This window comes from Streptomyces sp. NPDC006283 (assembly GCF_040613325.1).
Lineage (GTDB): Bacteria > Actinomycetota > Actinomycetes > Streptomycetales > Streptomycetaceae > Streptomyces.
The window spans coordinates 1-13,077 of sequence record NZ_JBEXRZ010000209.1 but is presented as its reverse complement, the minus strand read 5'-3'; the positions used below and the strand labels follow the sequence as shown (position 1 = coordinate 13,077).

Genomic DNA, 13,077 nt, shown 5'->3' with positions numbered 1-13,077 from the left:
AGATCCATGGCCGCCCTGACGATGCGGTCCAGCACCACCGGCAGCTCCAACTCCCGGCTGACTGCCATGACCGCGTCCAGCAGGGCCTGCAACCGGTCCCGTGTCCGGGCCAGCCCCGTGAGCTGCGCGGAGATCTGGTCGAGCTGGTCGTCCACGAAGTGATGCAGGTCAGCAATGTTCGGAGGCTTCGCTCGGTCACGTGCCATGGATTCTCCCGATGCTGTCGCACAAGCCGCTGCATCAACCAACCGTCGCCGGTCCTCGCATCAGCTCCCTTCCGATCCTGAGCATGACCACCAGTACCGACGCCCGGTCCCTGCCTCCACACAGCAACCTACGCCGCGCACCTCCCAGCATCAGGCAGGCCACCGAGGAGTGCCGCGTCGTGGGCGGTCGGACACGGCACGTCATGACCTCGTACCCGCGCAGGAGGCCTCAGCGCCGCAGCGAGGGGCCCGCGGGCCCCGCCGGCGGGGTACCGACACCGCCGCGCTGACGGCTGGACGTGAGGGCGGGCCGGGTGGTCCAGACCGGACCACCTCAAAGTGGGCGCTGACCTGGCCGGGTCGTCAATCGGCCGGTGCCGCTCCACGGCGTTGCACGAATTCGATCTTGGCAGGTCCCTCAGCTTCCAGCGGGCCTGCCGTCGACCAACCGCACGCCTCATAGAACGCGTTGGCCACGTGGTTGTCGGCGAAGCTCTCCAGGCGGATGTTCTCGTACTCGGCGAAGAGCATCTCCTCGGCCTGGGAGAGGAGAACTCTTCCCAGGCCCTGGCGCTGGCGATCGACGTCGATCAACATCAGGTCGATGGTCGGCCCGTCGAGGATCATCAGGCCGACCGTGTCCCCGCCCGCCTCCATGCAGTGGACGTGCCCCTGGCGGAAGTGCGATGCGATGTGATCATCCGAGGCCCCGCTGCTGATGAACCGATCGACGCTCTCGTCCCCCAGGAAAGAACGGTAGCGCGCGCGGATCGTGCGGCGGGCGAGTTCTTGAAGCGCCCCGAGATCCTCCCCGACAGCAGGGCGGACGACAGGGGCCAGCGGTGGCGGCATACCAACTCCAGGCAACAAGGGATCAACCACCTCAGTCTGCCAGCCGCACCCACGCACGTTGGTCGCAGGCAGCTCTTCGGGGCCCGCACCGAGAAGGTGCGGGCCGGACCTCGGCCGTCGGGCTCAGAGCCATCTCAGCTCCCACAGGCGCCAGATGCCGTTGCCCTCGGCCAGATGGTGGCCGCCTGTGACAGTGGCGCGGGTTACCACATGGTTCTTCTTCTGCCACAGAGGGACCAGTGGGACATCCCGAGCGACGGTACGCTGAATCGACTGGAACTGCGGGACGGTTTCGCCTCGATCGGTGTGTCGCTGTGTGTCCTGGATCGCCTTGTCGACCTCGGCCGAGGTGTATCCGTTGTGAAGGGTGTTGCCTGTCCCCACCAACGGCTGCACGAAGTTGTCCGGGTCGGAGAAGTCGGGTGCCCATGCTGTGGTGAAGGCGTCGAACTCGCCACGTTCGCACCGCTTTTGATAGGTACTCCAGTCGGCTTCCTCGACAAGCTCGACCTGGAACAGGCGGTTCTTCTCCAGTTGCTGCTTCAGCTCCTTTGCCTCCATGGCGGCGGGGCCGTTCTGGTGGCCCAGTGTGATGGGCACCGGAGTGGTGATGCCGGCGGAACGAAGGCGCTGCGCCGCGTACCGGGAATCCATTTCAGGGTATTCGTCGAAGAATGCGGTGTCGTGACCGGTGACGCCTTGGGGGACGAGGGAGTACAGCGGCGTCACCGTGTGTGTGAACACCTCGCTGGTCAGTCGTCCGCGGTCGACGAGGGCGGCGACTGCTCGGCGGGCTGCCACGTCCGTCAAGGGACTTCGTGGGGAGCGCAGGTTCATCGCGAGGTAGCGCACGTACGCGCTCTCCCCGATGGAGAGGCGCACGTCCGCGTCGCCGGGGTCGATCTGTGCGAGGGCTGCGGACGGCAGTCCCATGTAAGCGACGTCGATGGCTTTGGCTGTCCAGGCCGTCTCGACGTCTTGCGCGGTCGGGTAGTAGCGGATGTGTACTGGTGAGCCTTTCCTCGTCACGGCCCCCTTGTATGTGGGGCTCGGTTCGAGGCCGACTTCCTTTCCCTTCCGGTACGAGGACACCGCATACGGACCGGATCCGACCGGGTTCCCGTCCTCGCGTAGCTTGTCGAAGGGAAACTCGGCCGGATCGACGATCGAACCCGAGGCCGTGGCGATCTTGTAAGGCCAGGTGGCATCCGCTGTGTTGAGGTGAAAGGTCACGAGAGAATCGCGGGCCCCGACCGAATGCAGATTTGCAAACAGCGGACCGGGCCCCAGGGGGTGACGTATGCGCAGGATGCGTTCGAAGGAGTGCTTCACCGCTGTGGCGGATACCGGATTCCCGTTGGAGAACACGATGTCGTCGCGGAGTTCGCACTGATAGGTCCTGAGCGCGGAGTCGGTGAAGCCGCATTCTTTGGCCGCGTCAGGTCTGGGGACGGGCGACCCCGCGTCGAAGGTGAGCAGGCTCTGGTAGACGTTGTTGTACACGGCCAAGGACCCGCTGTCGTACGCCCCGGCGGGATCGAAGCCGGTGAGGCCGCTGGCCGTTCCGATGACGATCGGCTCGCGTCGCGCGTCCTGGACCGTCACCAGTTGGCAGCCCCCGATCAGAAGTAGCGCGACGCCCCCCGCTGCGATGCCCAGGCGGTTCGGCTTCATGACTATCGGTCTCCTCGTGTCAGGGGCACGGCGACGAGCGGCCGCTTCGGCGATCACGACCGCGGAACGCCTGCCGGGCCGGCAGCTTTGGGGGGGGTCCTGCACCGGGCGAGCGCAGCCGGTCCGCTCCGGAGGCGGCCCGGCACGGACACCCGGATGCGCCCGGCTGTGCCCGGCGGACGGTTCCGGTGCCGCCGCTGAGGGGGACGCCGCTGGTGAACCGCGGCGCCCGCGTCGGGGGACGGCGGCGGCACCGGTGCCGTTGGTGTGTTGTGTCAGCCGGCGGGGGAAGTGCCGGCCGCGACGGCCGCAGCAGTCGCGGCCGCGGCGAGCCATCGGGTGAACTTCGCTTGCACGGGAACCTCGTTCGGCGTGGGGGGAAGGTGGTGATCGGGCCCATGGCCTGTCCGGCCGGGGGCAGAAAACGGGGATACCGGCCGGACAGGCTGTCGCAGGGGTCAGGCCGCCATCACTGGCCGATGAAGCCGGTGTAGAGAAGGTTGTTGGGCGAACCGGACCCGATGCCGGTCAGCCTGCCCTTGGTGGCGTTGTCCTTGAGGGCGGACTGCACCTGGGCGGGAGTGGCCGTCCGGTTGGCCGAGAGGTAGAGCGCGGCGGCGCCCGCCACGTGCGGCGCGGCCATCGACGTGCCGTTCATCGTCGCGGAGGCGGTGTTGCTCGCGATGCCGGCCGAGACGATGGCGGTGCCAGGCGCCCAGATGTCGATGCAGGGCCCGATGTTGGAGAAGTCCGACCTGGTGTCGGTACGGGTGGTAGAACCGACGGTGATCGCCTCCGGCACCCTGGCGGGCGTGACGTTGCAGGCGTCGGCGCCGTAGTCGTTGGCGGCCGCGGCGACGTTGACGATGCCGGAGGCGACGGAGTTCTTCACGGCCGTCGCGACGGCCAGACTGGGATACTTCAAGCTCATGTTGGCGACGGCGGGCTTGACGGCATTGCGCGTGACCCAGTCGATACCGGCCGCGATCGCGGTCGCGGTGGTGCCACCGGCGCAGTTGACGACCTTGACGCCGACCAGCTTGACGCCCTTGGCGACACCGTAGGACGTGCCGCCGACCGTGCCGGCGACGTGGGTGCCATGCCCATGACAGTCAGTGTTGTTGCTGTCGACGGTGTTCGTGCCCCAGGACGCGCGTCCGCCGAAGTCGGTGTGCGAGGTGCGGATGCCCGTGTCGATGACATACGCGGTGACGCCCGCGCCGGTGTTGGGCGCCGTATAGGCGCCGTTGAGCGGCAGGCTCCCCTGGTCGACACGGTCCAGACCCCAGGAGGAGACCGCCTGCAGGGAGCCCTTGGTGTCCTGCTCGACGTAGGCGACCGCCGGGTCGGCGGCGAGCCGCTTGGCCTGCTTCTCGGTCATCCTGACCGAGAAGCCCTTGAGCGCGGAGGTGTAGGTGTGCCCGACCTTGCCGCCGTAGCGCTTGGTGAGGGCGGCCTTCAGCTGCCGGACACCCTTCGCCGTCGTGTCGTCCTTGAGGACGACGATGTAGCTGTCCTTGACGGTGTTGCGCGCGCCGGCTCCCAGGATGCTTCCCTCGGCGGCGGTCGCCGTGCTCGGCACGACAGCCAGCGCGGTGGCGGTCAGACCGGCGGCGAGCGCCGTCCCGAGTATCTTCCGTGCAGGCGGTGATGCGGTTCTCCGGTGCATCGATGCTCCTTGTCCAGGCATGCCGTCCCTGTGGCCGGATGGCCTGTCCCGTGGGGGGTTGACGGCAGGGGAGCTCCGCCGCGGCGTGAGGGGTGGGGGGTTGAACAGCCGCGGCGGGCTCGGGACAAGAATTGGGCCGCCCTCAACTCCCTGTAAATCGTTGTGCGTTTCCGGTTCCGGACAATGTCCTGTTCAGCAGGGACGGGTGGGATGAAACGCAGCAGACACCGCATGTCTCGCGAACCGGTGGTCTCCTGTGCGTGGTTGAGGGGAACTTGACGTTCATCGGGGTGCGACCTACAGTCCCCCACGCAGACGCCCCACCGTCGGCGTGGGAGGTACACGTGTTCCTGCTGGAGCCCGTCGGTCTGGGCCGGCTCGAGAACGACGCCTACCTCGCCCTCCTCGACCTGAACCGGGCCACGGCGGAAGAGCTCGCGGAGAGCGTCGGCTGCTCCCCGGCCGAACTGCGACCCGCTGTCCGCGGCCTCCTCGACCACGGGCTCGTCCAGCAACTCGGCTTCACTCCCGCGCTGTACGCCCTCGTCGCACCCGACGAGGCCCTCCCCGCGCTGATCAGCCGCCGACGCGGCGACCTCGCCCAGATGCAGATACACGTCGAGGAACTGGCCGACCGGCTGCGCGCTCGGCCCGCACGCGAGGGGAAGCCGGTCGTCGAGCTGCTGGAGGGCGAGGACGCCGTACTGGCCGCGGTGTCCCGGCTCCAGCTCGAGGCGCGCGAGGAGATCATCGCGGTCGACGCACCGCCGTACATCGGCGGCCAGAGCAACCCGAACGACCTCGAACTGAGCCGGCTCGCGGACGGTGTCGCCTACCGGTTCGTCTACGCCCGCGAGGCGCTGGCGTCGCCCGAGCACATGGCGGCCATGCGCCGCTGCACCGAGGCCGGCGAACAGGCCAGGCTCCTGCCGGACGTCACCCTGAAGATGTTCGTCGTCGACCGGACCACCGCGCTGCTGCCCGTGTCCTACGCCGAGCAGGACCCGAGCGTCCGGCTCCTGGTGCACGAGTCGGCCCTCGTCGACGCCCTCGTCTGCTGCTTCGAGGGCCTGTGGGCGCGTGCCACACCCCTCGACGCGGCCGCGGCACAGGACGGCGGCCCGTCCGTCAGGGACCGCGAGCTGCTGTCACTGATGGCGTCCGGCATGAAGGACCGCACCATCGCCCGGTCCCTCGGCGTGACCGAGCGGACAGTGGGGCGCAGACTCACCGAGCTGATGGCCGAACTCGGTGTGGAAACACGCTTCCAGGCGGGTGTCCAGGCGGCCCGCAGAGGATGGCTCTGACCGTTCCGGCAGGCGGACGGTGTCGATGGCCGACCGCCCCCTGCCGGGATCGATGCCCGGCCCACTGTGGTGCGATGCCGACCGCGCGGGCGGACGGCGCAGCCGCCCCGGCGGAGCGTCGGCATCCCGGTGCCGGCCCGCGTCGAGGTGCTCAGTCGAGAACCGCGAGGTGGTCGGCGGCGCTACCGCAGCGCCTGACGTGGGGCCACGGCGGACACCGTCGTCGTCGGTGCCGAACGGGACACGAGGCCGGGCGCGGACGGGTCACCCGTTCGTACGCCGGCGCGGGCAGCAGCCGTCTCTGTCGCAGAGACTGCTGGCAGCCGCCCGACGCCGCACAGGTGTGAGGGGGCAGGAGGACGCGTCTGCTCACGAGGGAATCGGCTATGTCTGAAACGTTCCGGGGTGGGATCACCCTGGATGTCCGCGACTCGGTGTCCACCGGCCCACGACCGGCGCCCTCGTCGACCTGCCCGGCCCCGGCACCTCAGGGATGCACTTCGCCCACGGCGGCCACTTCGGCGGCCACGCACTCTGCGTCAAGGACGGCCCGCCGACATACGCGTACGACCTGACTCATGCACCCGACACCGACTCAGGCAGGTGGCGATGTCAGCGCACGACGCCCCCCTCCTCACCCTGGATGCTCACGGCCAGGTCGTGGGGTGCAGCGAGAGAGCTCAGCACCTCTTCGTGCGCCCGGAGGAAGACGTCCTGGGGCGCAGTGTGTTCGAGCTCGTCAGCTCCACGCCCTCGTGGCGTTCATGGCGTGTCGCGCCGCTGACAGGCGGATCCCCGGAACGAACCTGGGGGGTGTGGCAGGACCAGGAGGACAGCCTGCCAGGGCTGGGTGAGGCGATCCTCGACGCCGTGTTCACCCAGGCGGACATCGGCCTGCACGTCCTGGACCCACAGCTACGGGTGGTGCGGGTGAACCCGGTGGCCATCGGCGTGCGCGGGGTCCCCCAGGAGAGCATCATCGGTCTCCCGGCGGCGACGGCATACGCGCCGATGGGGGTGCGTATCGACGAGGACATGCTCCGGGAGGTGCTCGCCACGGGACGGCCGGCCGGTGACGTACTGCTGCGGAGCCGGCCACTCGCGGACCCGGAACGTGAGCACGTTGTTTCGATGTCGGTCCACCGCCTGCGCAACGAGGCGGGCCGCACCCTGGGGCTGGTGGCGACAACAGTGGATGTGACCGAGCGGGAACGCGCGCAGACCCGCCTGCGCCTCCTGCACGAGGCCCAGGAGCGGATCGGCCGCAGTCTGGATGTGGAGCGCACGGCCGGCGAGCTGGTCGACGTCATGGTGCCGGACTTCGCGGACAGTGCCGTGGTGGCGCTCAAGGACGACGTCCTGCAGGGCAAGGCGCCGGAACTGACGCCCGACGACGGCGCGTTGCTGCTGCGCTGCACCGCGGCGGGCAGTACCCATGCCGACTGCCCGGCACCACCGACGGGTTCGGTGCTGCTGCCCGGGCTGTTCGGGCCGGGGCTGCCCGCATCCCCCGTAATCCTGCCCGCGCGGACGGGGGATCGTCCGGGTGGGGACAGCACAGCCGATGGGCGGCGGCTGGTGGCGCCGCTGTCGGCGCGGGACCAGATCTTCGGAGTGGTCGCCTTCGAGCGCCGGACCGGAGGCGAGCCGTTCACCGCCGGTGACGTGGACCTGGTGGAGGGCATCACGACACGCACCGCGAGCAGCCTGGAGAACGCGCTGCGCTTCACCCGCGAGCACATCGTCATGACCGCTCTGCAGAGCTGGCCCGTCCGGCAGGAGCGGCAGACACGGCGGGCCGTCGAGATCGCGCAGCGGCACCGCGCGGGCGGCAGCGGCGCCGGGTCCTGGTTCGACACGCTGCCGCTCTCCGGTGCCCGCGTGGCCCTGGTGGTCGGGCAGGTCGAGGACCCGGGCCTGAGCGCGGTCGCCACGATGAGCCGGCTACGGACAGCGGTCCACAGCCTGGTCACCCTGGACCTCGATCCGCACGAGCTCCTGGCCCGGCTGCACTCCACGGTCCTGCGGCTCGCCCGCGAGCAGGGAAGCGCGCAGGGTGTCGATGAACCCACCGCGCACTGCACGTTCGCCGTCCACGATCCCGTCGGCGGACGGCTCGACATCGCCCGGGCCGGCCGGTCGCTGCTCGCGATCGTCCGCCCGGACGGCACCGTGGACACCACCCCCGTGAGCGAGGGACCTCTCCTCGGAGAGGCAGGCCCCCCGTTCGCCAGCGCCAGTCTCGTGCTGCCCGAGGGGAGCACGATCTGCCTCGCCTCTCCTGCGGCCACACGCGAGGAGGGCCCCCCGCCCCACCGCCTGGTCGCCGCCCTCGCGCACCCGGATCACGGACCGCAGCAGATGGCAGACGACGTCCATCGCCTTCTGGCCCCGGACCGTGTCCTGCTCGTCGCGCGTACCCGGCACCTGGGCCCCGACGAGCTTGCCCAGTGGAATGTGACGGGCGAGTTCCGGTCGGTCGGACCGGCCAGGCGGCAGGCGCGGGCCCGTCTGCGGGAGTGGGGTCTCGCGGTCGATCCGTTCGCCGCCGAGCTCGTCGTCAGCGAACTGGTCACCAACGCCATCCGCTACGGCGCTTCCCCGATCACCCTTCGCATGATCCGCGGGGAGAAGACACTGATCTGCGAAGTCGACGACGCCACGCTCGCCGCCCCTTACCTGCGCCACGCCAAGGCGGTCGACGAAGGCGGCCGTGGACTGCACATCTGCGCGATCCTCGCAGAGAGTTGGGGGGTCCACTACAGAGAGGACGGCAAGACGGTCTGGGCCGAACTGACCGCACAAGCCGTTGGCCGGCCGGCGCGGTGAAGGCGGGTACGAGCCGGGTGGACGTCGCCCTCGTCGCCGGACCAGGCCGTTGTCCCATGGGCGGCGGGTAGCCGCCACGGCGGCTACCCGCCGTGCACGGGCCGGTGCGCGGAGATTGACGCTCCATAAAGCTCTCGGGCATGACCTTCATATCCAGACGGCTGTCCGCGCTGGCCGCGACCGCCACCGCGCTCGCGCTCGGCGGCGGGCTGCTGCTGTCCCAGAGCGCGGCGAACGCCGGCACGACGGGCCCGGCACAGGCCCCACGGCAGGACGGTACCGACTCCTACGACATCACGCTGATCACCGGCGACGTCGTGCACTACCAGGAACTCCCGGGTGACAACGACGTGGTGACCGTCGACCGCCCCGACGGAGCGACCGGTGGCGTGCACATCCAGCGCTACGGCGAGGACACCTACGTACTCCCGGCCGAGGTGATGCCGCTGCTGGCCGCCGACCGGGTCGACCGCAGGCTGTTCAACGTCACCGACCTCGCCGAGATGAAGCTGGACGACAAGCACGCGGACGGCATCCCGGTGATCGCTGCCGCTCCCAAGTCCCGCTCCGCGCAGCCTCCGGCCGCCCCGATGGGTGCTGCCAAGGTCCGTACTCTCGAGTCGATCGGCGCGACCGCGCTCAAAGCCGACAAGGACCGGGCGCGCGCCTTCTGGAACGCCGTCACGACCGCCGCGACGAACGCCCGGACGCTCGACGGCGGGATCGGGAAGCTGTGGCTGGACGGCCGGGTGAAGGCCGCCCTCAGCGAGTCCGTGCCGCAGGTCGGCGCCCCGCAGGCCTGGGCGAAGGGCTTCGACGGTACGGGCACCAAGGTCGCCGTACTGGACAGCGGCATTGACCCGGCACACCCGGACGTCAAGGACCGCATCGTCGCAACGAAGAGCTTCATCCCCGGCGAGGAAGTCACCGACGGCCACGGCCACGGCACCCACGTCGCCTCCACCGTCGTCGGCTCCGGCGCCGCCTCGGACGGCGCGAACAAGGGTGTGGCACCGGGCGCCGGCCTGCTGGTGGGCAAGGTGCTCGCGGACAGCGGCTACGGCAGCGAGTCCGGCATCGTCGAGGGTATGGAATGGGCGAAGGCCCAGGGCGCCGACATCGTGTCCATGAGCCTCGGCTCGCAGGGCGGCGACGACGGCAACTCGCCCGAGGCACAGGCCGTGAACGCCCTGTCGGCGAACGGCGGCCCGCTCTTCGTGATCGCGGCCGGCAACTCCTCCAGCCCCGGCAGCGTCAGCTCGCCCGCCTCGGCCGCCTCGGCGTTGACCGTCGCCGCGGTCGACAAGAGCGACAAGCGCGCCTCGTTCTCCAGCCAGGGCCCGCTGGTCAACTCCTATGCCCTGAAGCCGGACATCTCCGCGCCCGGCGTGGCGATCAGCGCCGCCGCCTCACAGGCGGTGCCGGGGTGGACGGGCGGCATGTACCGGTCGATGAACGGCACCTCGATGGCCACCCCGCACGTCGCGGGCGCCGCGGCCATCCTCAAGCAGCGCCACCCCGACTGGGACGGTGGGCGCATCAAGAACGCGCTGATGTCCACCTCGAAGAAGCTGGACGCCTACACCCCGTACTCGATGGGCACCGGCCGACTGGACGTCATCAAGGCCGTCGACACCACGATCGAGGCCACCGGATCGGTGCCGGCCGCGGTCTACAAGTGGCCCTACGAGGGCGCCGCGAAGACCGAGCGCACCCTTACCTACCGCAACACGGGCTCCGCCGATGTCACGCTGGACCTGTCGCTCGACACCGACGCCCCGGCGTACACCCTGTCGGCCTCGACCGTCACCGTCCCCGCGAACGGCTCCACCGACGTCACACTGACCCTCGACCCGGCCAACGTCCCGTCCAACACCTCCTTCTCCGGCCAGGTCATCGCCCGCAACGGCGACACCGTCGCGGCCCACACCGGCTTCGCTCTGTACAAGGAGCGTGAACTCTACGACTTCACGCTGGAGTTGAAGGGGCGGGACGGCAAGCCCGCCGACGGGATCGTTGCTCTCACCTTCGAAGGCAACCACACACCCATGGGCGTCGCCGTGCAGGGTAAGACGACTTTGCGGCTGCCCCCGGGCACGTACACCGCCTGGTCCTATCTGGATGTCGAGGGGGAGCGCCCCGACTCGCTGGGCGTGGCCATGCTGACCGCCCCGGAGACGGTGGTGACCGGGCCGACCACGGTGACGCTGGACGCGAGCAAGGCGCGTGCGGCCGACGTGCGGGCCCCGAAGGAGGCCGAGGTCTCGCAGACGATCCTCGACTTCCACCGGATGTACGAGGACGGCACCGGCTCCGGCGGTGTCGGCTTCGACAGCCAGTTCGTCCTGCTGCCGCGCTACGACACGGTCTATCTGAGCCCCACCAAGAAGGTCAGCAAGGGCGAGTTCAGCGTCATGACGCGCTGGCGGCTGCGCGAGGAGTTCCTCGACGCCGAGACGGGAAGCGGGCGCGACGTCCAGCTGACCGGCCAGTACGGCACCGCGTACAAGGACGGCCGTAGCAAGCTCGCCACCGTCTACGCGGGCAAGGGCGCCGCGGCCGACTACGCCGGGATCGACGCCCGCGGCAAGGCCGTCGTCGTCGAGCGCAGTGACGAGGTCGACGCCGAGACCCGCGGCAAGAACGCCGCCGCGGCCGGTGCGGCCATGCTGATCAGCGTCAACGACGGCCGCGGCCGCCTGTACGAGGGCTACGGAAGCCAGGAGATCACCGTGGCGTCCGCCCGCGCCGGGGACGGCGCCCGGCTGATCGCCGAGGCGAAGTCGGGCCGCGGCATCCTGCGGGTGGACCAGCAGCGCTTCCCGGACTACCTGTACGACCTGGCGCGGGTGTACCGCGACGCGATCCCGGACCGCGCCCTGGACTACCGCCCGGACGACGACGACCTGGCCAAGGTCACCAGCAAGTACTACGGCCACAAGGACACCGTGGGCAGCGGCTTCCGCTACTACGTCCCCGTCCGCGAGATCGGCCGCGGCCGCGGCGTGGGCCTCGCGGAGTACGAGGCCTTCCCGGCCGTGCGCACCGAGTACGTCACACCGCAGGAAGGGAACAGTTTCTGGTACGAGAACCACAAGGCCGGCTTCGACTACTTCGCCGACCTGGAACAGCGCGGCGACACCGATCGCTACCGGGCCGACCGCACCTACACCGCCGAGTGGTTCGCCCCGGTGCAGCACCCACGCTTCGGCTACGGATACATCAGCACGCACACCCAGTACAACGGCGTCCAGGTCAACATCCCCATGTGGTCGGACTCGGGCCGCGGGCACTCCGGCGCGATGCCCAACGCCGAGTACGACGCGGGCACCATCTCCCTGTACGACGGCGACACGCTGGTCAAGCAGTCGAAGGGCCGCGCGTTCTCCGTCAGCCTGCCCCGGGAGACCAAGCCCTACCGGGTGGTGGCGGTGTCGTCCCGTGACGCCGCGGTGTGGCGGACCTCGACGAAGGTCCGCACCGAGTACGGGTTCACGCACCACCCGAACGCGGAGGGCGACTACCAGCAGTACGGCCTCAAGCTGCTCAACCTCTCCTTCGACGTGCCCACGGACCTGCGGGGCAACGCCGAGGCGGGCCGGAAGCTCACGATGGGGCTGGGCGCCGAGACCCAGCACTGGTTCGACGGTGAGCAGTTCAAGGGCAACACGGCCACCCTGTCCGTGTCGTACGACGACGGCCAGACCTGGCGGGGGGTGCCGGTGTCGAAGACGGCGGACGGCCGCTGGACGGCGAGGTTCACCACCCCGGACCGCCCGGGTTCGTTCGTCTCGCTGCGTGCGTCCGCCAAGGGCCCCGACGGCCTCAGCGTCGAACAGGAGATCATCCGGGCCTTCGCGCTGAAGTAGCCCCGCCCGGTACGGCATCGAGCGGCCCCCGCCCTGCGGCGGGGGCCGCTCTCGTGTCACGCCGGGCACCAGGGGATCCCGCGGAAGCGTTCGAGAGTGTTGAAACCTAGGGGGCCTGACCCTGACCCTCTGCGTCCCGGCGGGACCCGGGCGGCGCGGCGGCGGAGTCCCGCCGGCTGACACCGCGCTGCACAGCGTGCACCACCATCCGCCCCGCCACGCCGACCAGAACGAGATTGCCCAGCATCTGAAGCATCGTCATCACCCGCGCGGGTCCGGACACGGCGGTGATGTCCCCGAAGCCGACCGTGGTGAAGGTCGTCAGCGTGAAGTAGAGCGCGTCCGTCCGGTTGAGGGATTCCGAGAAGCTGCCCGGGTTCGAATGCTCCAGGAGGTAATAGGCGGTGGAGAGGAGCAGGAGGAAGAGCGAGAGGGTGCTCGCAATGGCCTCGGCTGCCCGCAGGCGAGGGTACGGGGAAAGCGTGATGGCCCGCATGTGCCAGCCGAAGAGCACAGCCACCCCGACCATTCCAAGGACCAGGGCGGCGACGCTCCCGCTGTCCCCCGTGGCGTCCATGGGCAGCAGGTAGTACGCGACCGTCAGCCCGGTCACCGTGACGAGCGGGCGCACCACCGCACCGACGGGGACGCGGGCCAGGGCCGCAGGGGCC

The 13,077-nt window shown here is 69.9% G+C and carries 7 protein-coding genes and 1 pseudogene; 3 read left to right on the top strand and 5 right to left on the bottom strand.

The genetic code is table 11. From position 1 onward, the window contains the following. The 4 genes and pseudogenes from ABZ070_RS29820 to ABZ070_RS29805 form a co-directional block, all read right to left on the bottom strand. Window positions 1-206, bottom strand: a pseudogene (locus ABZ070_RS29820) (hypothetical protein); the annotation flags it as partial. Between the two features lie 363 nt (window positions 207-569). Beyond that, window positions 570-1,058, bottom strand: a complete 489-nt coding sequence (locus tag ABZ070_RS29815; RefSeq protein WP_356638456.1) for a GNAT family N-acetyltransferase — start codon at window positions 1,056-1,058, stop codon at window positions 570-572. Window positions 1,059-1,181: 123 nt separating this feature from the next. Then, window positions 1,182-2,732, bottom strand: coding sequence for an ABC transporter substrate-binding protein (locus ABZ070_RS29810; RefSeq protein WP_356638455.1), 1,551 nt, complete (start codon window positions 2,730-2,732; stop codon window positions 1,182-1,184). 469 nt (window positions 2,733-3,201) lie between these two features. Further along, window positions 3,202-4,401, bottom strand: coding sequence for a S8 family peptidase (locus tag ABZ070_RS29805; RefSeq protein ID WP_356638454.1), 1,200 nt, complete (start codon window positions 4,399-4,401; stop codon window positions 3,202-3,204). Between the two features lie 344 nt (window positions 4,402-4,745). Between ABZ070_RS29805 and ABZ070_RS29800 the strand changes: the two genes are divergently transcribed. The 3 genes from ABZ070_RS29800 (at window position 4,746) to ABZ070_RS29790 (ending at window position 12,406) form a co-directional block, all read left to right on the top strand. After that, a complete protein-coding gene (locus tag ABZ070_RS29800) occupies window positions 4,746-5,708 on the top strand; it encodes a helix-turn-helix domain-containing protein (protein WP_356638453.1) in 963 nt (320 codons plus the stop codon). 609 nt (window positions 5,709-6,317) lie between these two features. Beyond that, window positions 6,318-8,537, top strand: a complete 2,220-nt coding sequence (locus ABZ070_RS29795) for a SpoIIE family protein phosphatase (RefSeq protein WP_356638452.1) — start codon at window positions 6,318-6,320, stop codon at window positions 8,535-8,537. A 140-nt stretch (window positions 8,538-8,677) separates the two neighbouring features. Further along, a complete protein-coding gene (locus ABZ070_RS29790) occupies window positions 8,678-12,406 on the top strand; it encodes a S8 family serine peptidase (RefSeq protein ID WP_356638451.1) in 3,729 nt (1,242 codons plus the stop codon). Window positions 12,407-12,512: 106 nt separating this feature from the next. Here the strand turns inward: ABZ070_RS29790 and ABZ070_RS29785 are convergent. Beyond that, on the bottom strand, window positions 12,513-13,077 hold a 565-nt coding region (locus ABZ070_RS29785; protein ID WP_356638450.1), incomplete at its 5' end, for an ion channel.